At 75.4% G+C, this 26005-nt stretch carries 20 protein-coding genes and 1 tRNA gene; 18 read left to right on the forward strand and 3 right to left on the reverse strand.

All coding sequences use genetic code 11. The features are described from left to right. Window positions 1-49: 49 nt before the first annotated feature. Window positions 50-691: a TIGR03085 family metal-binding protein gene (locus ACI79L_RS22020; RefSeq protein WP_456938842.1), complete on the reverse strand. Its 642-nt coding sequence runs from the start codon at window positions 689-691 to the stop codon at window positions 50-52. 113 nt (window positions 692-804) lie between these two features. On the opposite strand from ACI79L_RS22020, the gene ACI79L_RS22025 reads away from it, so the two are divergent. From ACI79L_RS22025 to ACI79L_RS22105, 17 genes are all read left to right on the forward strand, one after another. Next, a complete protein-coding gene (locus tag ACI79L_RS22025; protein ID WP_456938843.1) occupies window positions 805-2580 on the forward strand; it encodes an ABC transporter ATP-binding protein in 1776 nt (591 codons plus the stop codon). Then, window positions 2577-4397, forward strand: coding sequence for an ABC transporter ATP-binding protein (locus ACI79L_RS22030; protein ID WP_456938844.1), 1821 nt, complete (start codon window positions 2577-2579; stop codon window positions 4395-4397). The genes ACI79L_RS22025 and ACI79L_RS22030 overlap by 4 nt, the downstream gene beginning before the upstream one ends. A gap of 27 nt (window positions 4398-4424) precedes the next feature. Further along, complete coding sequence (locus ACI79L_RS22035; RefSeq protein ID WP_456938845.1) at window positions 4425-4838, forward strand: hypothetical protein; 414 nt, start codon at window positions 4425-4427, stop codon at window positions 4836-4838. Window positions 4839-4931: 93 nt separating this feature from the next. Continuing rightward, window positions 4932-5462 (forward strand): hypothetical protein, encoded by a 531-nt coding sequence (locus ACI79L_RS22040; protein ID WP_456938846.1) that lies wholly within the window; start codon window positions 4932-4934, stop codon window positions 5460-5462. A gap of 10 nt (window positions 5463-5472) precedes the next feature. Continuing rightward, window positions 5473-7125, forward strand: a complete 1653-nt coding sequence (locus ACI79L_RS22045) for an FAD-binding dehydrogenase (protein WP_456938847.1) — start codon at window positions 5473-5475, stop codon at window positions 7123-7125. After that, window positions 7122-7793: a hypothetical protein gene (locus tag ACI79L_RS22050; protein WP_456938848.1), complete on the forward strand. Its 672-nt coding sequence runs from the start codon at window positions 7122-7124 to the stop codon at window positions 7791-7793. The genes ACI79L_RS22045 and ACI79L_RS22050 overlap by 4 nt, the downstream gene beginning before the upstream one ends. A gap of 53 nt (window positions 7794-7846) precedes the next feature. Beyond that, entirely contained in the window at window positions 7847-8221 is a 375-nt protein-coding gene (hisI, locus tag ACI79L_RS22055; RefSeq protein ID WP_456938849.1) for a phosphoribosyl-AMP cyclohydrolase, read from the forward strand. Then, window positions 8208-9716 carry an anthranilate synthase component I gene (locus ACI79L_RS22060; RefSeq protein ID WP_456938850.1) on the forward strand — a complete coding sequence of 503 codons (1509 nt, stop codon included), beginning with the start codon at window positions 8208-8210 and terminating at the stop codon, window positions 9714-9716. Before hisI ends, ACI79L_RS22060 begins: the two co-directional genes overlap by 14 nt. Further along, window positions 9713-10372, forward strand: coding sequence for a Trp biosynthesis-associated membrane protein (locus tag ACI79L_RS22065; RefSeq protein WP_456938851.1), 660 nt, complete (start codon window positions 9713-9715; stop codon window positions 10370-10372). The genes ACI79L_RS22060 and ACI79L_RS22065 overlap by 4 nt, the downstream gene beginning before the upstream one ends. Before the next feature lie 58 nt (window positions 10373-10430). After that, window positions 10431-11240: an indole-3-glycerol phosphate synthase TrpC gene (gene trpC, locus ACI79L_RS22070; RefSeq protein WP_456902744.1), complete on the forward strand. Its 810-nt coding sequence runs from the start codon at window positions 10431-10433 to the stop codon at window positions 11238-11240. Between the two features lie 74 nt (window positions 11241-11314). Next, window positions 11315-12664, forward strand: a complete 1350-nt coding sequence (gene trpB, locus ACI79L_RS22075; protein WP_456938852.1) for a tryptophan synthase subunit beta — start codon at window positions 11315-11317, stop codon at window positions 12662-12664. Continuing rightward, window positions 12661-13458 (forward strand): tryptophan synthase subunit alpha, encoded by a 798-nt coding sequence (trpA, locus tag ACI79L_RS22080; RefSeq protein WP_456938853.1) that lies wholly within the window; start codon window positions 12661-12663, stop codon window positions 13456-13458. The genes trpB and trpA overlap by 4 nt, the downstream gene beginning before the upstream one ends. Continuing rightward, on the forward strand, window positions 13455-14405 hold the full coding sequence (gene lgt / locus ACI79L_RS22085; protein ID WP_456938854.1) for a prolipoprotein diacylglyceryl transferase: 951 nt from the start codon (window positions 13455-13457) through the stop codon (window positions 14403-14405). The genes trpA and lgt overlap by 4 nt, the downstream gene beginning before the upstream one ends. A 316-nt stretch (window positions 14406-14721) precedes the next feature. Continuing rightward, window positions 14722-19386: a glutamate synthase large subunit gene (gltB, locus tag ACI79L_RS22090; RefSeq protein WP_456938855.1), complete on the forward strand. Its 4665-nt coding sequence runs from the start codon at window positions 14722-14724 to the stop codon at window positions 19384-19386. Then, a complete protein-coding gene (locus ACI79L_RS22095; RefSeq protein WP_456938856.1) occupies window positions 19379-20866 on the forward strand; it encodes a glutamate synthase subunit beta in 1488 nt (495 codons plus the stop codon). Before gltB ends, ACI79L_RS22095 begins: the two co-directional genes overlap by 8 nt. 187 nt (window positions 20867-21053) lie before the next feature. Beyond that, entirely contained in the window at window positions 21054-22469 is a 1416-nt protein-coding gene (gene pyk, locus ACI79L_RS22100) for a pyruvate kinase (protein ID WP_456938857.1), read from the forward strand. Continuing rightward, window positions 22466-23341: an acyl-CoA thioesterase gene (locus ACI79L_RS22105; RefSeq protein ID WP_456938858.1), complete on the forward strand. Its 876-nt coding sequence runs from the start codon at window positions 22466-22468 to the stop codon at window positions 23339-23341. Before pyk ends, ACI79L_RS22105 begins: the two co-directional genes overlap by 4 nt. On the opposite strand, the gene ACI79L_RS22110 is transcribed toward ACI79L_RS22105, so the two are convergent. Both ACI79L_RS22110 and ACI79L_RS22115 read right to left on the reverse strand, forming a co-directional pair. After that, a complete protein-coding gene (locus ACI79L_RS22110) occupies window positions 23319-24947 on the reverse strand; it encodes an aminotransferase class V-fold PLP-dependent enzyme (protein WP_456938859.1) in 1629 nt (542 codons plus the stop codon). The genes ACI79L_RS22105 and ACI79L_RS22110 overlap by 23 nt on opposite strands. Before the next feature lie 183 nt (window positions 24948-25130). Next, window positions 25131-25204 (reverse strand) — tRNA-Leu (locus ACI79L_RS22115). 78 nt (window positions 25205-25282) lie between these two features. Here ACI79L_RS22115 and ACI79L_RS22120 point away from each other — a divergent pair. Further along, window positions 25283-25897, forward strand: a complete 615-nt coding sequence (locus ACI79L_RS22120; RefSeq protein ID WP_387986671.1) for an ANTAR domain-containing response regulator — start codon at window positions 25283-25285, stop codon at window positions 25895-25897. The last annotated feature ends 108 nt before the right edge of the window (window positions 25898-26005 follow it).

Raw genomic sequence — 26005 nt, forward strand, 5'->3', positions numbered from 1 at the left:
CACTTCCGCGGAAGTGCACGGGGCACTTCCGCGGAAGTGCACGGGCCCGTCAGTCGACGGGGGCACCGTCCCGCACGAGCACCCGCGCGACGTCGCGCCGGCCGGTGGCCCACAGCAGGAGCTCCATCGGCTCGCCCTCGACGGTGGTGGGTGCCGACCCGGCGCGGACCCGCTTCCCGGGCCCGGGGACGTCGCCGCGCTGCAGCACCAGGCCGCCGGGGTGCTGCGCGGCCGCCATGCGGGCGAACAGCTGCGCCGCACCCCAGAGCCGGTCGGCGTCGGCCAGCGGCAGCGCGCGCGGCGCCCAGCCGGGCTGCGCCCGCCGCACGTCCTCGTGGTGGATCGCGAACTCGGCGGAGTCCGCGAGCGCCGACACCCCGGGCCAGCCCATCGGCAGCCACGCCGGCGGGCCCTGCCGCACCCGGGCCACCAGCTCGGGATACGCCGTCGAGGTTCGCAGCCGCTCCTCGACCCGCTCCGCGTGGGCGTGCAGCCGGCCGCCGACCGGCGTGCGCTCCAGCGCGTAGCCGGGCAGCGCGTCGGGGCGGCGGTCGCGGGTCACCAGGTGGGCCGCCAGGTGCGCCGTCGTCCACCCCGCGCAGCAGGTCGGGGCGTCGGGGCCGAGGTCGTCGAGGAGGTCGGCGAGGGCCGCGCGCTCACGGGCGGCGAGCGGGCGGGAAGAGGAGGTCACCGCGGCGGGTTACCGATCCCGTCCACCCGGAAAACCCGCAGGCCCCTGTCGGTGCCGCCGGTTAGCCTGAGTAACGACTGCGAGTGCCGCGGTCGCGAACCCCGAGGAGATCCGTGCCCCGCGCCCGAGACGCCGTCGTCCGGCGGGGACTGCGCCACGTCGCCCGGTCCATCCGCGAGCAGCGCGGGATGTTCACCCTGGCCGTGGCCGCCAGCAGCCTCTACGCCGCGATGACCGTGCTGTCGGCGTTCGTCGTCGGCGAGGTCACCGACCGGGTGGTGCTGCCGGCCTTCGCCGACGGCGACACCACCGCCGGCGCGCTCACCCTCGCCGTCGTCGTCGTCCTCGGCGTCTCGGTGCTCAAGATCCTCGGCATCCTCGGCCGCCGGTTGTTCGCCGGCGTGATGGCCTACCGCCTGCAGGCCGACTACCGCCGCCGCGTCACCGCGCAGTACCTGCGGCTGCCGCTGGCCTGGCACCAGCGCCACCCCACCGGGCAGCTGCTGTCCAACGCGAACTCCGACGTCGAGGCCGCCTGGTACTTCGTCTCCCCGCTGCCGTTCGCCTGCGGGACGCTCGTGATGATCGCCATCACCGTCGTCGCCCTGGTGGCCACCGACCCGCTGCTGGCCCTGGTCGGCTTCGTCGTCTTCCCGCTGGTCTTCGTGGTCAACGCCGTCTACTCGCAGGTGATGAGCCCGCGGATGCAGCGGGCGCAGCAGCTGCGCGCCGAGGTCAGCGAGATCGCCCACGAGAGCTTCGACGCGGGCCTGGTGGTCAAGACCCTCGGCCGCGAGGACGTCGAGAGCGCCCGGTTCACCGAGCGCGCCCAGGAGCTCCGCGACGGGCTGGTGTCGGTCGGCCGGGTGCGCGGGCTGTTCGACCCGCTGATGGAGGCGCTGCCCAACCTCGGCACGCTCGCCGTGCTGGTGGTCGGCGCGGGCCGGGTCGCCTCGGGCGCCACCGACGCCGGCGACCTGGTGAGCATCGCCTACCTGTTCACCCTGCTCGCGCTGCCCATCCGCGCGATCGGCTGGGTGCTCGCCGACCTCCCGCGCGCCCTCGCCGGCTTCGACCGGGTCACCCCGGTGCTCGACGCCACCGGCGAGACCCCGCACGGCCCGGAGACCGCGCCGGCCGGCGACGGCGGCGCCCGGCTGGGCCTGCGCGCGGTCGACCACGTCTTCGACGGCGCGTCGCAGCCGGTGCTGTCGCAGGTCACCTTCGACGTCGCGGCCGGCAGCACGGTCGCCGTCGTCGGGCCGACCGGCTCGGGCAAGTCCACGCTGGCCGGGCTGCTGGTGCGGCTGGTCGACCCGGCCGGCGGCGAGGTGCTGCTCGACGGCGTCGACCTGCGCCGGCTGCGCGAGGGCGAGGTCAGCGGCCAGGCCGCGTTCGTCCCGCAGGGCACCTTCCTCTTCGACGACACCGTCCGCGGCAACGTGACCCTGGGCGGGGAGTACGGCGACGACGAGGTGCGCGCCGCGCTGCGCGTGGCCGCCGCCGAGGACTTCGTCGACCGGCTGCCCGAGGGCCTCGACACCCGCGTCGGCGAGCGCGGGGCCACCCTGTCCGGCGGCCAGCGGCAGCGGCTGGCCCTGGCCCGCGCCGTGATCCGCCGCCCCCGGCTGCTCGTCCTCGACGACGCCACCAGCGCCGTCGACCCCGCCGTCGAGGCGCGCATCCTCGACGCGCTGCGCTCGGCCGACCGGCCCTCGACGGTGGTCGTCGTCGCCTACCGGCAGGCCACCATCGCCCTCGCCGACGAGGTGGTGTGGCTGGAGAACGGCCGGGTCACCGCCCGCGGCAGCCACGAGGAGCTGCTGGCCACCGTGCCCGGCTACGCCGCGCTGGTCCGCGCCTACTCCCAGGCGGAGGTGGCGGCGTGAGCGCCGTGGACACCGAGCGGCGCGAGGGCGCGTTCGCCACGCTGCGCCGCGGGCTGCGGATGATGCCGGAGTTCCGCCGCGGGCTGCCGGCCACCTTCGCGCTCGCGCTGGTCGCCACCGCCGGGCGGGTGGTCGTGCCGATCGCCGTCCAGCAGGTCATCGACCGCGGCCTGCTCGCGCCCGGCGGCCCCGACCTCGGCCTGGTCCGCACGCTGGTGCTGGTCTGCGCGGTCGTCGTCCTGGTCACCGGGGTGGCGGTCTACCGGATGAACGTCCGGCTGTTCCGCACCACCGAGACCGCGCTGGCCGGCCTGCGCGCCCGGGCGTTCCGCCACGTGCACGACCTGTCGGTGCTGCACCAGCAGGGCGAGCGCCGCGGCTCCCTGGTCTCCCGCGTCACCAGCGACGTCGACCAGCTGTCCACCTTCATGCAGTGGGGCGGCGTCCTCGGCGTGGTCAGCCTCGGCCAGCTGGTCGTGGCCACCGTCGTCATGGCGGTCTACTCCTGGCAGCTGACCCTGCTGGTGCTCCTCTGCTTCCTGCCGCTGGCCTTCGCCGTCCGCTGGTTCGCCCGCCGGCTGCAGGTCGCCTACGGCGTGGTCCGCGAGCGGGTCGGCGACGTGCTCGCCGCGGTGTCGGAGTCCGTCGTCGGCGCGCCGACGGTGCGCGCCTACGGCATCCGCGAGCGGACGGCGGCCCGCCTGGACCGGGCCATCGGCCGGCACTACCGCGCCCAGGTCGACGCGCAGAAGGTCACCGCGGCCGTCTTCGTCACCGGCGAGTTCGCGGCCGCGGTCGCCAACGCCGCCGTCGTCGTGGTCGGCGTGCTGCTCGGCCTGGCCGGGGAGGTCACCGCCGGCACGCTCGTCGCGTTCCTGTTCCTCGTCACGCTCTTCGTCGCGCCGGTGCAGACCGCCAGCGAGGTGCTCAACGAGGGGCAGAACGCGATCGCCGGGTTCCGCCGGGTGCTCGACGTCCTCGACACCGAGCCCGACGTCCGCGACCCCGCCGCCACCGGCACCGCGCGCGAGCTGCCGGCCGGGCCGCTGGGCGTCCGGCTCGAGCACGTCACCTTCCGCTACGCCCCGGGCGCGCGGGCGGCCCTCGACGACGTCGACCTCGCGCTCGCGCCGCGCCGCCGCTACGCCGTCGTCGGGGAGACCGGGTCGGGCAAGACGACGTTCGCCAAGCTGGTCACCCGGCTCATGGATCCCACCGAGGGCCGGGTGCTGCTCGGCTCCGACGCGACCGGCTGGGTGCCGCTGCCCGACGTGGCGTTCGCCTCGCTGCGCCGGCGGGTCGGCATGGTGCCGCAGGACGGCTTCCTGTTCGACGCCACCGTCGCCGACAACGTCCGCTACGGCCGCCCGGACCTCACCGACGAGCAGGTCACCGCGGCCTTCGCCGAGCTCGGCCTCGGCGACTGGCTGGCCGGCCTGGCCGACGGCGTCGCGACGGCGGTCGGCCAGCGCGGAGAGTCGCTGTCGGCGGGGGAGCGGCAGCTGGTCGCCATCGCCCGCGCGCACGTGGCCGCGCCCGACCTGCTGGTGCTCGACGAGGCCACCAGCGCCGTCGACCCGGCCACCGAGCGGCGGCTGACCCTGGCGCTGGACCGGCTCACCGAGGGCCGCACCACGCTGACCATCGCGCACCGGCTGTCCACCGCCGAGCGGGCCGACGAGGTGCTCGTCGTCGACGCCGGCCGGGTCGTGCAGCGCGGCACGCACGCGGACCTGGTCGACGCCGTCGGCCCCTACGCGCGGCTGCACGCCTCCTGGCGCCGGTCGTCGGCGGGGGAGCCCGAGCGCGTCGCCTGAGCGGGCGCCGGTCCTAGGCTCCGCGGTGTGACCGCGTCGTCCACGAGCCCCTCCCGCATGCCCGGCACGGCGATCGCCGCCGCGGCGGTCGGCGCCATCGGCGTGCTGCCGCTGGCCCTGGTCACCGTCCTGCCCTTCGTCCTCGGTGGCGTGCAGTCCGACGACGTCCGGGAGTGGTGGGTCTACGCGCTGCTCCTGCTGCCCGTGATCGAGGTCTTCGGCGTCGTCTGGCTGGTCTCCCGCCGGGGCCGGTGGCCGCTGCTCCTGGGCGCCGTGGCCTCGCTGGGGTTCGCCCTCCTCGTCATCGCGACGGCGGCCGCGGTCGGCGAGGACGTCGGCGCCGCGCCGGTCGTCGTGGCCGTCTGCCCGCTGGTGGCCGCCGGCCTCGCGCTCAGCCCCCGGGTGACGGCCTGGCTGGCCGGGCGGCGCCCGGCCGGCTGACAGGCCCCGGCCGTCGGTGGCCTCCCTGCAGGGGCCCGCCGCGAGCGTGCGAGCGGTGGGGGGCAGGCAGGTCCTCTCTCTAGGCTGCCCGGCATGCCGTCGTCCCCGCCCCGCCGGACGACGACCCGCCGCTCCCCGCGGGCGGCGCCCGCGCCGTCGTCGGCCGTCCGGCGGACCGCCCCGCCTCCCGGGTCCGGCCGCCCGCTCACCGCGCCGTTCGCCGCGGTGTTCGGCCTGCTCGTCGCTGCCGAGGACCTCTACCTCGGCCGGCTGCTCTGGGACGGCCTGCCCCCGGGGTGGGGCTGGTACCTCGCCGCCTCCGCCGGACCGGCGGTGCCCGCGGTCGCCGGGTCGGCACTGGTGTGGCTGGGCCGGGGCCGCGGGTGGCTGGTGCTCGCCGTGGCCGCGGTGCTGCCGCTGCTCCTGCTGCTCGGCGTGGCCGCGCTGTTCGGCGCCCTGGGCGACGGCTCGTCGGTCGGCTGGGCGCTGGCGCTGCTGGTCGGCCCGGCCGGCTGCCTGGCGCTGACGGTGCGCCGCCCGATCCGGGAGTGGACCCGTCCCGGCCGGGCGACACCGGCCCCCGTGCAGCCGGGGCGGACCCCCCGGGGCGGCCGCGCCCGCTAGCGTGCCCGCCGTGATCGACACAGACGTCGTCGTGGTGGGGTCCGGCCTGGCCGGGCTGGTGGCCACCGCCGAGCTGGCCGACGCCGGCCGGCGGGTGGTGCTCGTCGAGCAGGAGCCGGAGGCGTCCTTCGGCGGGCAGGCGTGGTGGTCCTTCGGCGGGCTGTTCCTCGTCGACTCGCCCGAGCAGCGCCGCCTGCGGGTGCACGACTCGCTGGAGCTGGCCCGCCAGGACTGGTTCGGCACCGCCGCCTTCGACCGCGCCGAGGACCACTGGCCCCGGCAGTGGGCGGAGGCGTACCTGGAGTTCGCGGCGGGGGAGAAGCGGGCCTGGCTGCGCGAGCAGGGCGTCGGCTTCTTCCCCGTCGTCGGGTGGGCCGAGCGCGGCGGCTACACCGCCACCGGCCACGGCAACTCGGTGCCCCGGTTCCACATCGTCTGGGGCACCGGCCCCGGCATCGTCGAGCCGTTCGCCCGCCGGGTCCGCGCCGCCGTCGAGCGCGGGCTGGTCGAGCTGCGCTTCCGGCACCGGGTGACCTCGCTGGTCGTCACCGACGGCGCGGTCACCGGCGTCCGCGGCGAGGTGCTCGAGCCCAGCGGCGCCGCCCGCGGCGAGGCCAGCTCGCGCACCGCCGTCGGGGACTTCGAGGTCGCCGCGCAGGCCGTCGTCGTCACCTCCGGCGGCATCGGGGGCAACCACGACCTGGTCCGGCAGAACTGGCCGGCCCGGCTGGGCCCCGCGCCGCAGCGGCTGCTGTCCGGCGTGCCCGCGCACGTCGACGGGCTCATGCTGCAGGCCACCGAGGCCGCCGGTGCGAACCTGATCAACCGCGACCGCATGTGGCACTACACCGAGGGGATCGCCAACCACTCCCCGGTGTGGGCGCGGCACGGCATCCGGATCCTGCCCGGCCCCTCCTCGCTGTGGCTGGACGCGACCGGGCAGCGGCTGCCGGTCCCGCTGTTCCCCGGCTTCGACACCCTCGGCACCCTCGCCCACATCGGGCAGACCGGATACGAGCACACCTGGTTCGTGACGACGAAGAAGATCGTCGAGAAGGAGTTCGCGCTGTCGGGCTCCGAGCAGAACCCCGACCTGACCGGCAAGGACGTCCGGCTCCTGCTGGGCCGGGTCAAGGCGGGCGTCTCCGCGCCCGTGCAGGCGTTCCTCGACCGCGGCGAGGACTTCGTGACGGCGACGTCGCTGCCCGAGCTGGTCACCGGGATGAACCGGATCACCGGCGGCGCGCCCGAGGTGCCGCTGGAGACCGTGGAGCGCGAGGTCGTCGCGCGCGACCGGGAGGTGGCCCACCCGTTCACCAAGGACCTGCAGATCACCGCGGTCCGCGGCGCCCGCAGCTACCTCGGCGACAAGCTCATCCGGGTGGCCCCGCCGCACCGGCTGCTCGACCCCGCGGCCGGCCCGCTCATCGCCGTCCGGCTCAACCTGCTCACCCGCAAGACCCTCGGCGGGCTGGAGACCGACCTGTCCGGCCGGGTGCTGCGCGCGAGCGGCGAGCCGTTCCCCGGGCTGTACGCGGCCGGGGAGGCGTCCGGCTTCGGCGGCGGCGGCATGCACGGCTACCGCTCGCTGGAGGGCACCTTCCTCGGCGGCTGCCTGTTCTCCGGCCGCGTCGCGGGCCGGGCGCTGGCGGCGGCCCTGTGAGCTCGCCCGGCAGCCCCTGGGCCGACCCGGCCGCGGGGACCGAACCGGTCGCCTACGCGGGGCCGCCGGTCACCGCCCCGTACGCCGCGCCGTCCCCGGTGTACGGGCCGTACGCGCCGGCGCCGGGCTGGCCGGCCGCGCCGTACTGGCCGGCCTACGGCCCGCCGCTGCCGCGGCGGCCGCGCCGGCCGGGGCAGGTGGTCGCCGCGGCGGTCCTCGCCTTCGTGCAGGCCGCCGTCGTCGCGCTGTCGTCGGCCTACGTGCTGCTGCTGGCCAGCACGTTCGGCCTGTTCGCGAGCATCCCGGACCACTCCGGCGGCGGGAGCGACGACGTCTCCGGCCTGGTCACCGAGGTCACCGCGCTGTCGGCGGTGCAGCTGCTCTCGGCGGTCCTGCTGGTCGTCGCGGGGGTGCTGGTGCTCAACCGGCGCAGCCGGGGGGTGTGGTCGACGCTGCTCGTCGGCTTCGGCGTGCAGCTCGCCCTGGCCGTCTACTGGCTGGTCCGGCTGACCTCCCTCGCCGACCTCGCGGGCTCCGATGCCACCGGCGTGCTCGTCGTCGGCGTGCTGTTCTACGTCGCCGCCCCGGCCGTCGGCCTGGGTCTGCTGCTGGCCGGCGCCGTCCGCCGGTGGGTCGCCGGCGCGGACGCGCCACCGGCCGCGGGGTGACCGCGCGGGGCCGCTGACCCGGCCGGTCCCCGCGGCGGGGGAGAATCGCCGGCATGCCCGCCGTGCCCGCCGTCGACTCCGCCCTCGACCCTGCCGTCGCCGCGCTGCTGCGCCGCGACCCGGCGGGGCTGGTCGCCGCCGTCGTGCAGCAGCACGACACCGGCGAGGTCCTCATGGTCGCCTGGATGGACGACGAGGCGCTGCACCGCACCCTGACCACCGGCCGGGCCACCTACTGGTCGCGCAGCCGCGAGGAGTACTGGGTGAAGGGCGAGACCTCCGGCCACCGGCAGTGGGTCCGCGACGTGCGGCTCGACTGCGACGGCGACGCGCTGCTCGTCCTCGTCGACCAGGAGGGCCCGGCCTGCCACACCGGCGAGCGCAGCTGCTTCCACCGCGACCTGGAGGTTCCCCGTGCGGCTCGGTGAGACCAGCCCCTCCCGCGAGGCGTTCGCCGCCCTCGACCAGCCGGTCGTGCCGGTCACCCGGCGGCTGCTGGCCGACGGCGAGACCGCGGTCGGCATCTACCGCAAGCTGGCCGGCAACCGGCCCGGCACCGTGCTGCTCGAGTCGGCCGAGCAGGGCAAGCGCTGGTCGCGCTACAGCTTCGTCGGCGTGCGCAGCGCCGGGGTCCTCACCGAGCGCGACGGCCGGACGCTGTGGCTCGGCGACCCGCTGCCCGGGCTCACCGACGACCTGCCCGAGGACCCGCTGGCCGCGGTCCGCACGCTGGCCCGCCGGCTGCGCTCGCCGCGCCGGGAGGACCTGCCGCGGCTGACCGGTGGGCTGGTCGGCTACCTCGGCTACGACGTCGTCCGGCGGCTGGAGCGGCTGCCGGTCACCGCCGCCGACGACCTCGGCATGCCCGAGCTGTCGCTGGCGCTGGTCACCGACCTCGCCGTCCTCGACCACACCGACGGCACGGTGCTGCTCATCGCCAACGCCCTGACCGGATCCGGCGACGCCGACACGGCCTGGGACGACGCCGTCGCCCGCCTCGACGCCATGGCCGCCGACCTCACCAAGGCGGTGCCGCCGGGCGTGGCCACGTTCACCCCCGCCGAGCCGCCGCCGGTGCGCAGCACGATGGCGCCGGGGCAGTACGAGGCCGGGGTGGAGACGGTGCGCGAGCACATCCGTGCCGGCGACGCCTTCCAGGTCGTGCTGGCCCAGCGGTTCGAGACCGACACCGACGTCGACGCGCTCGACCTGTACCGGGTGCTGCGGGCCACCAACCCCTCGCCGTACATGTACCTGCTGCGCTTCGCCGGCCGGGAGACGCCCTTCGACGTCGTCGGCTCCTCGCCGGAGGCGCTGGTGACCGTGACCGGCAGCTCGGCCGTCGTCCACCCCCCGGCCGGCACCCGCCCGCGCGGCGCCACCGAGGAGGAGGACCTGCGGCTGGCCGAGGGGCTGCTGGCCGACCCCAAGGAGCGCGCCGAGCACGTCATGCTCGTCGACCTCGCGCGCAACGACCTGGGCCGGGTGTGCGTGCCGGGCACCGTCGAGGTGCCCGACTTCATGCGCATCGAGTACTACAGCCACGTCATGCACCTGGTCTCCACCGTCGGCGGCGAGGTGGCGCCCGGCCGCGACGCGCTCGACGTCTTCGACGCGACCTTCCCGGCCGGCACCGTCTCCGGCGCCCCCAAGCCGCGGGCGATGGAGATCATCGAGTCGCTGGAGCCCACCCGGCGGGCGCTGTACGCGGGCACCGTCGGCTACCTGGACGCCAGCGGGGACATGGACATGGCGATCGCCATCCGCACCGCGGTGCTCCACCAGGGCCGGGCGTACGTGCAGGCCGGCGCGGGGATCGTCGCCGACAGCGACCCCGCCACCGAGGAGGCCGAGACCCGGCACAAGGCGCGGGCGGTGCTCTCGGCGATCGCGACCGCGGAGGGCATGCGGGAGGTGCGGTGAACGCCCGGCGGGAGCTGGGGACGGCGCTCGCCGGCTGCGCGGTCGCCGGCGGGCTGGCGCTGTCGGCGGGCGGGCAGACCTGGGTCACGGTCACGGTCACCCGCCGCCCGCCGCTGCCGCCGGTCACCGAGACGCTCACCGGGTCGTCGCTGGCGCCGCTGGTGCCCGCCGCAGGGCTGCTGCTGCTCGCCGCGGCGGTCGCCGTCCTCGCGGTGCGCGGCGCCGGGCGGGTCGCGGTGGGGGCGCTGGTGGCGCTGGCGGGCGCGGCGCTGGCCTGGTCGTCGGTGCGCGTGCTGGCCGGCGGGGTGGACACGACCGCGGCGGCGCCGGGGGAGCGGCGCACTGCCGACCTCGCGGCGGCCTGGCCGGTGCTGTGCCTGGGAGCCGCCGTCGTCGCGGTGGCCGCCGGGGTGCTGGTCGCGGTGCGCGGCCGCCGCTGGCCGGCCATGGGCCGCCGCTACGAGCGGGCACCCGGCGCGGCCGCCGCGCCGGCCCCGGCGCGCGCCCGCACCGCCGAGGACTGGGCGCTGGACGCCTGGCGCGCCCTCGACCGCGGCGACGACCCCACGGCCGACCCCCCGTCCGACCCCGCCGACGACGCGACACCGGGCCCGGCCGGTGACCCGGCGACCGGACCCCGCGGCCGCCGTCGCTAGGGTGGGTCCACCCGTCCGACCGGCACCGGACCGGCCGACCGAGCAGCGAGGAGGCGGAGTGACCGTCCTCGACGACATCGTCGCCGGCGTCCGTGAGGACGTCGCGGCGCGCGAGGCGGCCACCCCGCTGGCCGAGGTCCGGGCCGCCGCCCGCGACGCCCGCCCCGCCCGCGACGCCCTGGCCGCGCTCCGCGAGCCCGGCGTCGGTGTCATCGCGGAGGTCAAGCGCCGCAGCCCGAGCAAGGGCGCGCTGGCCGACATCCCCGACCCCGCCGTCCTCGCCGCCCAGTACGCCGCCGGCGGCGCCCGGGTGATCAGCGTCCTCACCGAGCGGCGCCGCTTCGGCGGCTCGCACGCCGACCTGGCCGCCGTCCGCGCCGCCGTCGACGTGCCGGTGCTGTGCAAGGACTTCGTGGTCAGCAGCTACCAGGTGCACGAGGCCCGCGCCCACGGCGCCGACGTCGTCCTGCTGATCGTCGCGGCGCTGGAGCAGAACGCGCTGCTGGGCCTGCTCGAGCGGGTCGAGTCCCTGGGCATGACCGCGCTGGTCGAGGTGCACACCGAGGCCGAGGCCGACCGCGCGCTGGCCGCCGGCGCCTCGGTGATCGGCGTCAACGCCCGCGACCTCACCACCCTCGACGTCGACCTCGGTACGTTCGAGCGGATCGCGCCCGGGCTGCCCTCGGGCGTGGTCAAGGTCGCCGAGTCCGGCGTCCGCGGCCCGCGCGAGCTCATCGCCTACGCCTCCGCCGGTGCCGACGCGGTGCTGGTCGGCGAGGGCCTGGTCACCGCCGGCGACCCGCGCCAGGCGGTCGCCGACCTGGTCACCGCCGGCTCGCACCCCGCGGTCCCGCGCACGACCCGCTAGCCCCGGCCTCCCCGCAGGGGCCCGCCGCGAGCCTGCGAGGGGTGGGGGGCGGGGAGGTCCTTACGCTGGGGGGCATGCCCACGAGTGCCGTCCACCCGCCCGAGCAGCGCAGCGACCCGGCGCGCCCGGCGTGGCCCGACGCCACCGGTCACTTCGGCGTCTTCGGCGGCCGGTTCGTCCCCGAGGCGCTGATCGCGGCCCTCGACGAGCTGACCGAGGCCTACGAGGCCATGCGGGTCGACCCCGCGTTCGTCGCCGAGTTCGCCGCCCTGCAGCGCGACTACACCGGCCGCCCGAGCCCGGTCACCGAGGTACCGCGCTTCGCCGAGCACTGCGGCGGCGCCCGCGTGCTGCTCAAGCGCGAGGACCTCAACCACACCGGCTCGCACAAGATCAACAACGTGCTCGGCCAGGCGCTGCTCACCCGGCGGATCGGCAAGCAGCGGGTGATCGCCGAGACCGGCGCCGGCCAGCACGGCGTCGCCACCGCCACCGCCGCGGCGCTCATGGGCCTGTCCTGCACGATCTACATGGGCGAGGAGGACACCCGCCGGCAGGCGCTCAACGTCGCCCGCATGCGGCTGCTCGGCGCCGAGGTCGTCCCGGTGAGCACCGGCTCGCGCACCCTCAAGGACGCCATCAACGAGGCCTTCCGCGACTGGGTGACCAACGTCGAGACCACGAACTACGTCTTCGGCACCGTCGCCGGCCCGCACCCGTTCCCGGCGATGGTCCGCGACTTCCAGCGGGTGATCGGCGACGAGGCCCGCGCCCAGGTGCTCGAGCGGGAGGGCCGGCTGCCCGACGCCGTCCTCGCCTGCGTCGGCGGCGGCTCCAACGCCATCGGGATCTTCACCGCGTTCGTGCCCGACGAGGGCGTGCGCCTGGTCGGCCTGGAGGCCGGCGGCGACGGCGTCGAGACCGGCCGGCACGCCGCGACCATCACCGGGGGAGCCCCCGGCGTGCTGCACGGCGCCCGCTCCTACCTGCTGCAGGACGACAACGGCCAGACGATCGAGTCGCACTCGATCAGCGCCGGGCTGGACTACCCCGGCGTCGGCCCGGAGCACAGCTTCCTGCACGACGTCGGCCGGGCCGAGTACCGCCCGGTCACCGACGCCGAGGCGATGGAGGCCTTCGCGCTGCTGTGCCGGACCGAGGGCATCATCCCGGCGATCGAGTCCGCGCACGCCCTCGCCGGCGCCATGCGGCTCGGCCGCGAGCTGGGACCGGACGCCCTGCTGCTGGTCAACCTCTCCGGCCGGGGCGACAAGGACGTCGAGACCGCGTCGCGCTGGTTCGGCCTCGGCGACCGCGACGAGGTCGACCCCGGCCCCGGCATGGACACGCACCAGCAGCCCACCGAGGGCGCCGTCGCGTCCGGCGACGCCGTGCCCGGCCAGGACGCGGGGAGCCAGGCATGAGCCGGCTGGAGGAGCGCATCCGCGCCGCCCGCGCCGAGGGCCGCGCCGCGCTGGTCGCCTACCTGCCGGTGGGCTACCCGAGCGTGGACGACTCGATCGCCGCCATGGTCGCGGCGGTCGAGGGCGGCGCCGACGTGGTCGAGATCGGCGTCCCGTACTCCGACCCCGGCATGGACGGCCCGGTCATCCAGCAGGCGGTCGACCCCGCCGTGCGCGCCGGCGTGGGGATGCGCGACGTGCTGCGCGCCGTCGAGGCGGTCGACGCCGCGGGCGCGGTGCCGGTGGTGATGAGCTACTGGAACCCGGTGGAGCGCTACGGCGTCGAGCGGTTCGCCACCGACCTGGCCGCCGCCGGGGGAGCGGGCGCGATCACGCCCGACCTCATCCCCGACGAGGCCGCCGCGTGGCTGGCCGCCGCCGAGGCCGCCGACCTCGACCGCGTCTTCCTCGTCGCGCCGTCGTCCACCGACGCGCGGCTGGCGTCGACCACCGCGGCCTGCCGCGGGTTCGTCTACGCCGCGTCCACGATGGGCGTCACCGGCACCCGCGCCACCGTCGGCGACGCCGCCGAGCGCCTGGTCGCCCGCACCCGCGCGGTCACCGACGTCCCGGTGTGCGTGGGCCTCGGCGTCTCCGACGGCGACCAGGCCGCCGAGGTCGCGGGCTTCGCCGACGGCGTCATCGTCGGGTCGGCCTACGTGCGGGAGATGCTCGAGGGCCGCGGCGCCGACGGCGTGCGCCGGCTGTCCGGGGAGCTCGCCGCGGGCGTGCGCCGCCGGGTGGCCGTGCCGTGACCGTCCTCGCGAGCATCCCGAGCCCGGCCCAGGGGGTGTGGCACCTCGGGCCGTTCCCGCTGCGCGCCTACGCGCTGTGCATCATCGCCGGCATCGTCGCGGCCTGCTGGATCGCCGAGAGGCGCTGGGTCGCCCGCGGCGGGCGGCCCGGCGAGGTGCTCGACATCGCGATCTGGGCGGTGCCCTTCGGCATCCTCGGCGGCCGGCTCTACCACGTGATCACCACGCCGCAGCCCTACTTCGGGGAGGGCGGCGACCCGCTGCGGGCGTTCGCCATCTGGGAGGGCGGCCTCGGCATCTGGGGCGCGATCGCCCTCGGCGGCGTCGGCGCCTGGATCGCCTGCCGCCGCCGCGGCATCCCGCTGCCGGCCTTCGGCGACGCCATCGCCCCCGGCCTGCTGGTGGCCCAGGCGGTCGGCCGGCTGGGCAACTGGTTCAACCAGGAGCTGTTCGGCGGGCCCACCACGCTGCCCTGGGGCCTGGAGATCGACCTCGCGCACCGCCCCGACGGCTACGAGGCGTTCGCCACCTTCCACCCGACGTTCCTCTACGAGCTGCTGTGGAACCTCGCCGCGGCCGCCGTCGTGGTGTGGGCCGACCGCCGCTTCCGGCTGTCCCACGGCCGCGCGTTCGCGCTCTACGTCGCGCTGTACAGCGCCGGCCGGCTGTGGATCGAGGTCCTGCGCATCGACGACGCCAACCGCTTCTTCGGCGTCCGGCTCAACGTGTTCACCTGCATCGTGGTGGGCCTGCTCGCCGTGGCCTACATGGTCTGGCAGCGGGGCCGCCCGCGGGAGGTCCTCGACCGGGACGCCGCCGGCGGACGTGACGACGACGACACCCCGGCCGCCGACGCCGGCACCGCCGACGACGCCCCCACCAGCACCGACACGCCTGTGGTGGAGCGGCGGGGTGACCGGTCTCACGACGCGCCGGGGACGCCCTGACAGGACGCGCCGACGGATCGGTTCGCGGCGGTGGGCCCGGTCCTCCCGCTGTGTACCCTCCTGTCCAGACCAGCCGGTGATCCCGGCGGGTCGCTCGCGTCGTAACCGGGCCAGCGCTGCCCCGCGGGACGACGACCCCGCGCAACCAGCCGCGGGGCCGCCGGTCCTCCGCCTGTCCGGGCCACCGTGTCCCGGCCGGTCACCGGCTCCGCTGTCCTCCACTGCTTCCGTGCACCGCACCCTCTGACCACCGGCCGGGCCCCGCGCCCCGCGACGTCCTCCCGGGACCACGCGCAGGCCGACGACGGGAGTGATCATGTCCGGGTCCCGCACCCCCGCCCCCCGCACCACCGCCGGCTCGGCCGTCCCCTTCTCGGCGACGCCCGCGGCCTCCGGTCTCTACGACCCGGCGAACGACTCGGATGCCTGCGGCGTCGCCTTCGTGGCCGACGCCCGCGGCCGCCGCTCCCGCGCGATCGTGGCCGCCGGCCTGACCGCGCTGCACAACCTCGACCACCGCGGGGCCGCCGGCTCCGAGCCCAACTCCGGGGACGGCGCCGGCATCCTGACCCAGGTGCCCGACGCGCTGCTGCGGGCCGGCGTCGACTTCGACCTGCCCCCGCTGGGCGAGTACTCGGTCGGCATCGCCTTCCTCCCCGTCGACGAGCAGGAGCGGGCCGCCCGCTACGCCGACGTCGAGCGGATCGCCGCCGAGGAGGGCCTGACCGTCCTCGGCTGGCGCGACGTGCCGGTCGACCCCGACGGCGCCGACCTCGGCCCCACCGCCCGCGCGGTCATGCCGCACTTCGGGCAGCTGTTCGTCGCCGAGACCATGGGCGCCCGCGCCGACCAGCAGGCCTTCGGCGGCCCGCGCGAGGTCAACGGCGTCACCCGGCTGGAGCGGCGCTCGTTCGTGCTGCGCAAGCGCGCCGAGCGGGAGGCCCGCGAGGCCGGCAGCTCCCTCTACGTCGTCTCGCTGTCCAGCCGCACCATCACCTACAAGGGCATGCTGACCACCGACCAGCTGCCCGCGTTCTTCCCCGACCTGCGCGACGAGCGCTACGAGTCGGCGATCGCGCTGGTGCACAGCCGGTTCTCCACCAACACCTTCCCGAGCTGGCCGCTGGCGCACCCGTTCCGCTTCATCGCCCACAACGGCGAGATCAACACCATCAAGGGCAACCGCAACCGGATGCGCGCCCGCGAGGCCAAGCTCGAGACCGAGCTGTTCGACGGCCCCGCCGGCCCGGCCTCCGAGCTCGGCCTGGACCGGGTCTTCCCGGTCACCGCGAGCGACTTCAGCGACTCGGCGACCTTCGACGAGGTGCTCGAGCTGCTGCACCTGTCGGGCCGCTCGCTGCCGCACGCGGTGCTGATGATGATCCCGGAGGCGTGGGAGAACCACGACGAGATGGACCCGGCCCGCCGGGCCTTCTACCGGTTCCACTCCTCGATCATGGAGCCCTGGGACGGGCCGGCCTGCGTCGCGTTCACCGACGGCACGCTCATCGGCGCCGTCCTGGACCGCAACGGCCTGCGCCCGGGCCGCTGGTGGCACACCAAGGACGACCTCGTCGTCCTCGCCAGCGAGGCCGGCGTCCTCGACATCCCGGCCGGCGACGTCGTCGCCAAGGGCCGGCTGCAGCCGGGCCGGATGTTCCTCGTCGACACCGCCTCCGGGCGGATCGTCTCCGACGAGGACGTCAAGGGCGCCCTGGCCGCCGAGCACCCCTACGAGGACTGGCTGCACGCCGGCCTGGTGCACCTGCCCTCGCTGCCCGAGCGGCGGCGCGCGCGGCCCAGCCACGAGTCGGTGGTGCGCCGCCAGCAGCTGTTCGGCTACACCGAGGAGGAGCTGCGCGTCCTGCTCACGCCGATGGCCGCCACCGGCGCCGAGCCGATCGGCTCCATGGGCACCGACACCCCGATCGCGGCGCTGTCGGACCGCTCGCGGCAGCTCTACGACTACTTCGGGCAGCTGTTCGCCCAGGTGACCAACCCGCCGCTGGACGCCATCCGCGAGGAGCTGGTGACCAGCCTCGGGCGCACCTTCGGCCCCGAGCAGAACCTGCTCACGGCCACCCCGGCCTCCTGCCGGCAGGTGTACCTGCCCTACCCGGTCATCGACAACGACGAGCTGGCCAAGATCCTGCACATCGACGACGACGGCGACCTGCCCGGTTTCGCCGCCGTCCGGATCACCGGCCACTTCGACGTCACCGGCGGCGGCCCCGCGCTGGTGCAGGCGGTCGAGGAGCTGCGGAACAAGGTCAGCAAGGCGATCGCGGCCGGCGCGCGGGTCATCGTGCTGTCCGACCGCGACTGCGACGAGAAGCGCGCGCCGATCCCGTCGCTGCTCATGACCGCCGCCGTCCACCACCACCTGGTGCGCGAGCGCACCCGCATGGAGGTCGGCCTGGTCGTCGAGTCCGGCGACTGCCGCGAGGTGCACCACGTCGCGCTGCTGCTCGGCTACGGCGCGGCCGCGGTCAACCCGTACCTGGCCTTCGAGTCCATCGAGGACCTCATCCGCGACGGCGTCCTGACCGGCGTGCAGCCGGCCCAGGCGGTGCGCAACGTCGTCAAGGCGCTCGGCAAGGGCGTCCTCAAGGTCATGAGCAAGATGGGCATCAGCACCGTCGGCTCGTACACGATGGCGCAGATCTTCGAGGCCGTCGGCCTGTCCCAGGACGTCGTCGACGAGTACTTCACCGGCACCTCCTGTCCCCTCGGCGGCGTCGGCATGGACGTCCTCGCCGAGGAGGTCGCCATGCGGCACCGGCGCGCCTACCCGGAGAACCCCACCGAGCGCGCCCACCGGCGGCTGGAGACCGGCGGGGAGTACCAGTGGCGCCGCGAGGGCGAGGTGCACCTGTTCAACCCCGAGACGGTGTTCCTGCTCCAGCACGCCACCCGCTCGCGGCAGTTCGAGGTGTTCCAGCGCTACACCGACACCGTCGACGCGCTGTCGGAGGAGGCCGCGACCCTGCGCGGCCTGTTCGAGATCAAGAAGGGCGTGCGCCCGCCGGTGCCGCTCGAGGAGGTCGAGCCGGCCAGCGAGATCGTCAAGCGCTTCCAGACCGGCGCGATGAGCTACGGCTCCATCTCGCAGGAGGCGCACGAGACCCTCGCCATCGCCATGAACCGGCTCGGCGGCAAGTCGAACACCGGTGAGGGCGGCGAGGACCCCGACCGTTACGTGCCCGACCCGAACGGCGACCTGCGCCGCTCGGCGATCAAGCAGGTGGCCAGCGGCCGCTTCGGCGTGACCAGCGAGTACCTCGTCAACGCCGACGACATCCAGATCAAGATGGCGCAGGGCGCCAAGCCCGGCGAGGGCGGCCAGCTGCCCGGCGGCAAGGTCTACCCGTGGGTGGCCCGCACCCGGCACTCGACGCCGGGCGTCGGCCTGATCAGCCCGCCGCCGCACCACGACATCTACTCGATCGAGGACCTCAAGCAGCTCATCCACGACCTCAAGAACGCGAACACCGAGGCGCGGGTCAACGTCAAGCTGGTCGCCGAGGTCGGGGTCGGGACGGTCGCGGCCGGCGTCAGCAAGGCGCACGCCGACGTCGTCCTGATCTCCGGGCACGACGGCGGCACCGGTGCCGCCCCGCTGACCTCGCTCAAGCACGCCGGCTCGCCGTGGGAGCTCGGCCTGGCCGAGACCCAGCAGACGCTGCTGGCCAACGGCCTGCGCGACCGGATCGTGGTGCAGGCCGACGGCCAGATGAAGACCGGCCGCGACGTGCTCGTCGCGATGCTGCTCGGCGCCGAGGAGTACGGGTTCGCCACCGCTCCGCTGGTGGTGTCGGGCTGCATCATGATGCGGGTCTGCCACCTGGACACCTGCCCGGTCGGCGTCGCCACCCAGAACCCGGAGCTGCGCAAGCGGTTCACCGGGCGGCCGGAGTTCGTCGTCACCTTCTTCGAGTTCCTCGCCGAGCAGGTCCGGCAGTACCTCGCCGAGCTGGGCTTCCGCTCGGTCGACGAGGCCGTCGGCCACACCGAGCTGCTCGACACCCGGCGCGCGGTCGACCACTGGAAGGCCAGCGGCCTGGACCTCTCGCCGATGCTCGCCCAGCCCGAGCTGCCCGAGGGCGCGTCCCGCCGGGCGGTCCGCACCCAGGACCACGGCCTCGACGTCGCGCTGGACCAGACGCTGATCCAGCTGTGCGAGGGCGCCCTGCTCGACGCGCGGCCGGTGCGCCTGGAGCTGCCGGTGCGCAACGTCAACCGCACCGTCGGCACGATGCTCGGCTCGATGGTCACCCGCCGCTTCGGCGGCGAGGGCCTGCCCGACGGCACGATCGACCTGACCTTCACCGGGTCGGCCGGCCAGTCCTTCGGCGCCTTCGTGCCGCGCGGCGTCACCATGCGGCTGCTCGGCGACGCCAACGACTACGTCGGCAAGGGCCTGTCCGGCGGCCGGATCGTCGTCCGCCCGGCGCTCGAGGCGACCTTCGCCGCCGAGGACAACGTCATCGCCGGCAACGTCATCGGCTACGGCGCCACCAACGGGGAGATCTTCCTGCGCGGGCGGGTCGGCGAGCGCTTCTGCGTCCGCAACTCCGGCGCGCTGGCCGTCGTCGAGGGCGCCGGCGACCACGCGCTGGAGTACATGACCGGCGGCCGCGCGGTGATCCTCGGGCCCACCGGCCGCAACGTCGCGGCCGGCATGTCCGGCGGGATCGGCTACGTCCTGGACCTCGCCCGGCACCGGGTGAACCCGGAGATGGTCGACGTCGAGCCGCTGGACGGCGAGTCCGCGCAGTGGCTGCGCGACGTGCTGGTCCGGTACCACGCCGAGACCGAGTCGCCGGTCGCGGCGGCCCTGCTGGCCGACTGGGGCCGCTGGTCCGAGCAGTTCAGCGTGATCATGCCGCGCGACTACCGTCGCGCTCTCGAGGCCCGGCGCGCCGCCGAGGCCGCCGGCACGGATGTGGATCGAGCAGTGATGGAGGCCGCACGTGGCTGACTCCACGGGGTTCCTGAAGTACGAGCGGGCCCTGCCGCCCCGGCGGCCGGTCGACGTCCGCATCCTCGACTGGAAGGACGTCTACCTCTCCCGGCAGAACGGGGAGGACGGCGTCTACCCGGTCGCCGCGCTGCGCCAGCAGGCCGCGCGGTGCATGGACTGCGGCATCCCGTTCTGCCACCACGGCTGCCCGCTGGGCAACCTGATCCCGGAGTGGAACGACCTCGCCCGCCGGGACGACTGGCGCGACGCGATCGAGCGGCTGCACGCGACCAACAACTTCCCGGAGTTCACCGGGAAGCTGTGCCCGGCCCCCTGCGAGGGCGCCTGCGTGCTGAACCTGCAGGACTCGCCGGTCACGATCAAGCAGATCGAGTGGGAGATCATCGACCAGGCCTTCGAGCGGGGGTACGTCGAGCCGCAGACCCCGGCCGAGCGCACCGGCAAGAAGGTCGCCGTCGTCGGGTCCGGGCCGGCGGGCCTCGCCGCCGCCCAGCAGCTCACCCGCGCCGGGCACGACGTCACCGTCTACGAGCGGGCGGACAAGGTCGGCGGGCTGCTCCGGTACGGCATCCCCGAGTTCAAGATGGAGAAGGCCGTCCTGGACCGGCGGCTGGACCAGATGCGCGCCGAGGGCACCCGTTTCGTCACGGGCGTCGAGGTCGGCGGGGCGGGGGAGGGCGACCTCACCGCCGAGCAGCTGCGCGGGGAGCACGACGCCGTCGTGATCGCCGCGGGCGCCACCATCGGCCGCGACCTGCCCGCCCCCGGGCGCGAGCTCGACGGCATCCACCTGGCGATGGAGTTCCTGCCCTTCGGCAACCGGCAGGCGCTCGGCGAGCTCGACGACCCGCCGATCTCCGCCCACGGCAAGGACGTCGTGATCATCGGCGGCGGCGACACCGGCGCGGACTGCCTGGGCACCTCGCACCGGCAGGGCGCCCGCTCGGTCACCCAGCTGGAGATCATGCCCGCGCCGCCGGACAAGCGGGCCGAGGGCAACCCCTGGCCGACCTACCCGATGATCATGCGGGTGTCCTCGGCGCACGAGGAGGGCGGCGAGCGGCTGTACTCGGTCAACACCGAGCGCTTCCTCGGCGACGACGAGGGCCGCGTGCGCGCCCTGGTCATCCACGAGGTGGAGCGGGTCGACGGCCGGTTCCAGAAGGTCGAGGGCACCGAGCGCGAGCTGCCGGCCCAGCTGGTGCTCCTGGCCATGGGCTTCACCGGCGTGCAGCGCGAGGGCCTGGTCGAGGCGCTGGGCGTCGACGTCGACGGGCGCGGCAACGTCGTCCGCGACGCCGAGTTCATGTCCACCGTGCCCGGCGTGTTCGTGGCCGGCGACGCCGGCCGCGGCCAGTCGCTGATCGTGTGGGCCATCGCCGAGGGCCGCGCCGCCGCCGGCGCGGTCGACCAGTGGCTGACCGGCAGCTCCATGCTGCCCCGGCCGGTCACCCCGACCGCGGTGGCGCTGCGGTGACACCGCGGTCCTCCGGACCACACCGCGCCACGTGCCGTCCCGACCAGGCGTAGCCCCGCGCTCGTGTCCTCTCGGGGGACCTCCGGGCCCCCGCTCGTCGGACCACACAGGGGCCGGGCCCTCGCGACACCCGCGGGGACCCGGCCCCTGTCCGTTCCGCCGGAGGCGGCCCACTAGCGTTTCCCCCATGTCCCGCCGCGCGAAGATCGTCTGCACCCTGGGCCCGGCCACCAGCTCCCTCGAGCAGATCACCGCCCTGGTCGAGTCGGGGATGGACGTCGCCCGGCTCAACTTCAGCCACGGGTCGCACGCCGACCACGAGAAGGCCTACCTCCACGTGCGCCAGGCGTCGGACCGCACCGGCCGCGCCGTCGCCGTCCTGGCCGACCTGCAGGGCCCCAAGATCCGCCTCGGCACGTTCGTCGACGGCCCGGTCCACTGGGCCACCGGCAGCCGCGTCTGCATCACCGTCGACGACGTCGAGGGCACCGCCGAGCGCGTCTCGACCACCTACAAGGGCCTGGCCAACGACGCCCGCGTCGGTGACCGGCTGCTGGTCGACGACGGCAAGCTCGCCCTCTCGGTCGTCTCCGTCGACGGGCCCGACGTCTGGTGCCTGGTCGTCGAGGGCGGTGAGGTCTCCAACAACAAGGGCCTGTCGCTGCCCGGCGTGGCCGTGAGCGTGCCGGCGCTGTCGGAGAAGGACGAGGAGGACCTCCGCTTCGCCCTGCACCTGTCGGTCGACTTCGTCGCGCTGTCGTTCGTCCGCTCGCCCAGCGACGTCGAGCTGGTGCGCGACATCATGCGGCAGGAGGACGTGCACGTCCCCGTCATCGCCAAGCTGGAGAAGCCCGAGGCGGTGGCGAACCTGGAGGCGATCGTCGAGGCCTTCGACGGGGTCATGGTGGCCCGCGGCGACCTCGGCGTGGAGCTGCCGCTGGAGCAGGTGCCGCTGGTGCAGAAGCGCGCCGTGCAGGCCGCCCGCGAGCGCAACAAGCCGGTCATCGTCGCCACCCAGATGCTCGAGTCGATGATCACCAACTCGCGGCCCACCCGCGCCGAGGCCTCCGACGTCGCCAACGCCGTCCTCGACGGCGCCGACGCGGTGATGCTCTCCGGCGAGACCTCCGTCGGGCGCTACCCGATCGCGACGGTGCGCACGATGGAACGGATCATCGACGCCGTCGAGAGCTCCGACGCGCGCGCCCCGGAGATCACCCGCCGGTCCCGGTCGCGCTCCGGCGCCATCGTCCGGGCGGCCCGGGACATCGGCGAGGCGCTCGACGTCAAGGCGCTGTGCACCTTCACCCAGACCGGCGAGACCACCCGGCGGCTGGCCGCGCTGCACCCCCGCCAGCCGCTGCTGGCCTTCACCGTCGACGGCCGGGTCCGCAGCCAGCTGGCGCTGTCGTGGGGCGTGGAGACCTTCCTCGTGCCCTCGGTGCAGCACACCGACGACATGGTCGAGCAGGTGGACTTCTCGCTGCTGTCCATCGGCCGGCTCCGGGTCGGCGACCGCGTCGTCGTCGTCGCGGGCAGCCCGCCGAACACGGTCGGGTCGACCAACCTCATCCGGGTGCACGAAGTCGGCACCGACTCGTGACCGGCGGCGGGACCCAGGCCGCCGCGCTGATGAGCGTCCTCGACCTCGAGGAGCGCTCGCCCGACGTCTTCGTGGGGCAGACCCCGACCACCACGCTGCAGCGCATCTTCGGCGGGCAGGTGGCCGGGCAGGCGCTCATGGCGGCCACGCGCACGGTGCCGGGCGAGCGCGGCGTGCACTCGCTGCACTCCTACTTCCTGCGGCCCGGTGACCCGCACGAGGAGCTGCGCTACACCGTCGAGCGGATCCGCGACGGCCGGTCCTTCTCCACCCGCCGGGTCATCGCCTGCCAGACCCGGCGCGGTGAGGACGTCGCCGTCTTCGCGCTGACCGCCGACTTCCACGCCGGCGAGCCGGCCGTCGTTACCCACTCCCGGCCGATGCCCGAGGTGCCGCGACCCGAGGAGCTGCGGTCGCTGGCCGACCACGCCGCCGGGCACGGCGACCTCGCGGCCCCGGCGCTGGAGATCAGCCGGGCCGTGGAGCAGCGGCCGCTGGTCAACCCGTTCGCGCCGGAGCCGAAGACCCCGCCGGCCACCCAGTCGCACGCCTGGTTCCGGGTGGCCGGCCGGCTCCCCGACGACGCCGGGGTGCAGGCCGCGGCGCTGACCTTCGTCAGCGACCTGACGCTGCTGTCCGCGGGGCTGGCGCGGCTGGGCGGCGGGTGGGGCGGGCGCTACGTCGGCTCCAGCCTCGACCACGCGATCTGGTTCCACGCGCCGTTCCGCGCCGACGAGTGGTTCCTCTACGAGACCGACAGCCCGGCCGCCTCCGAGGGCCGCGCGCTGTGCTTCGGCAACATCTGGACCGCCGACGGCAGGCACGTGGCCACGGTGGCCCAGGAGGGGCTCATCCGGTCGCTGGGGGAGTAGCCGGCACGACGTCGGCCGGCAGGTCCTCGGCCGGTTCGGCCGCGGCCTCCTCGGCGGCGTGCCGCCGGGCCGCCTCCTCCTCGGCCGCCCGTCGCTCGGCCTCCTTGCGCTCGGCCTCGGCGCGGGCGCGCTCGGCGGCCTGCTCGGCGAAGTCGGCGGCCAGCCAGTCGTGGCCCTCGCACAGCAGCGCCCACGCCCGCTCGACGTGCGCCCGCGTCGTCGCCGGCGCGCCGATCGCCACCCGCAGCACCACCGCGCCGCGCACGGTCGTGTGGGTGAGGTAGACCTCGCCGCCGTCGTTGAGCCGCTCCAGCAGCGTCATGGTCGCGACGTCGGCGTCGACGTCGGCCGGCCAGCGCGGCCGCAGGCACACCAGCGACAGGGGGTGCGGGGTGGCGACGTCGAAGCGGTCGTCGGCGTCGGCCCAGCCGGCGAGCTCCTGCGCCAGCGCGACGCCGGACCGGACGTGCGCGCGCAGCCCCTCGGCGCCGTACCAGCGCAGCACGGTCCACAGCTTGAGCGCGCGGAACCGGCGGCCCAGCTCGATCTGCCAGTCGCGGTAGTCGACGACCGCGCCGGCCTCGGTGGCGGCGTTGCGCAGGTACTCGGGGAGGATCGACAGCGCGCCGGTGAGCGCCGTCCGGTCGGCGACCCAGAACAGCGTCGCGTCGAAGCCGGTGAGCAGCCACTTGTGCGCGTCGGTGGTGTAGCTGTCGGCCTCCTCGACGCCGGCCTGCAGGTGCCGCAGCTCCGGGGCGACGGCGCTCACGCCCGCGTACGCGGCGTCGACGTGCAGCCAGGCGCCGTAGCGGCGGCAGACCGGCCCGATCTCGGCCAGCGGGTCCACCGCGGTGGTCGACGTCGTCCCGACCGTGGCGCAGACCAGCACCGGCTTGAGCCCGCGGGCGGTGTCGCGCTCCAGCCGGGCGGCGAGGGCGGCCGGGCGCATCGCCAGGTCGCCGTCGACCTCCACGACCCGGATGGCGTCGGTGCCGAGCCCGGCGATCCGGACGGCCTTCTCCATCGACGAGTGCGTCTCGGAGGAGACGTAGACCGTGTACTCCTCGGGCACCACGCCGTGCCGGACGGTGGCCCCGCCGCTGGCCCGGTGCAGCGCCGCGAGCAGGGCGACCAGGTTGGCCCCCGAGCTCGAGTCCTGGACGACGCCGCCGCCGCTGCCCGTGGAGCGGAACGCCTCCGGCAGCCCGAGCAGGTCGGCCAGCCAGTCGAGGACGTGCTGCTCGAGCTCGGTGGCCGCCGGGCTGGTCACCCACGACATGCCCTGGACGCCCAGGCCCGCGGAGAGCAGGTCGCCGAGCACCGAGGCGCCGGAGGTGTTGGCCGGGAAGTAGGCGAGGAAGCCGGGGTGCTGCCAGTGGGTGACGCCCGGCAGGACGACCTGCTCGAGGTCGGCGAGGACGGCGGAGAACGGCTCGCCCCGCTCGGGTGCCGACGGCGGGAGCGCCGCGCGGACGTCGCCGGGGGAGACCCGCGAGCGGACGGGGAGGGACTCGATGCGCGCCCAGTAGTCGGCGATCCAGTCGACCACCTCGTGACCGTGCTGCCGGAACTGCTCGGGGGTCATGTGGGGCACGGGCTCGCTCACCCCGACACCGTATGCGGTGCTCCCGGGACGACCGCGGGGCGACGCCGGGACGAGAGCCGCCCTGCGGGGCGGCGGGAGAAGTGGGGGCCGGAGGCTCCCGCGATCGAGCGCCGGGTGCGGCTCAGCGCAGGTCGGGGACGGCACGCGGTGGCGGGTCGTCCGGAGGACGACGGTCGAACGGAGTGCCCCCGGTGCGACTCGAACGCACACTGCGCGGGTTTTGAATCCGCTCCCTCTGCCGATTGGGGTACGGGGGCAGGCGCCGCGACCGACGTCACGACCCGGTCAGCGTAACCGGGACGCCACTCCCGGCCGTCGTCGCTAGGCTCCTCCGCGTGAGCAGCGAGCCGACCCGGGTCCTCATCGCCGAGGACGAGGCCCTCATCCGCCTCGACCTCAAGGAGATGCTCGAGGAGGAGGGGTACGTCGTCGTCGCCGAGGCCGGGGACGGGCAGACCGCCGTCGACCGGGCCCGGGAGCTGACGCCGGACCTCGTCATCCTCGACATCCAGATGCCGGTCCTCGACGGGCTGGCGGCCGCCGAGCAGATCGCCTCGGCGCGGATCGCGCCGGTCATCGTGCTCACCGCCTTCAGCCAGCGCGAGCTGGTCGAGCGGGCGCGCGACGCCGGCGCCATGGCCTACCTGGTCAAGCCGTTCTCGAAGAACGACCTGGTGCCGGCCATCGAGGTGGCCCGCGCCCGGTTCACCGAGATCGCCGCGCTCGACGGCGAGGTGCGCACGCTCGAGGAGCGGCTCGAGGCCCGCAAGGTCGTGGAGAAGGCCAAGGGCCGGCTCATGGCCGAGCAGGGGATGACCGAGGCCGAGGCCTTCCGCTGGATCCAGCGCACGGCCATGAACGAGCGCACGTCGATGAAGGCGCTCGCCGAGCGGATCCTCGCCACGGACGAGGCTGCTGCGGAGGGTGCACCCTCCCGGGGGAACGCGTAACCCGGCCGGAACAGGCCAGGTCACGACCCCATCACGGTCTCAACCGTCCCGCATCCATACCCGCACCCAGCAGTTACGTTCACCGGACTGACGGGGCCCCGGCACGTC

This window comes from Geodermatophilus sp. SYSU D00684 (genome assembly GCF_054050455.1).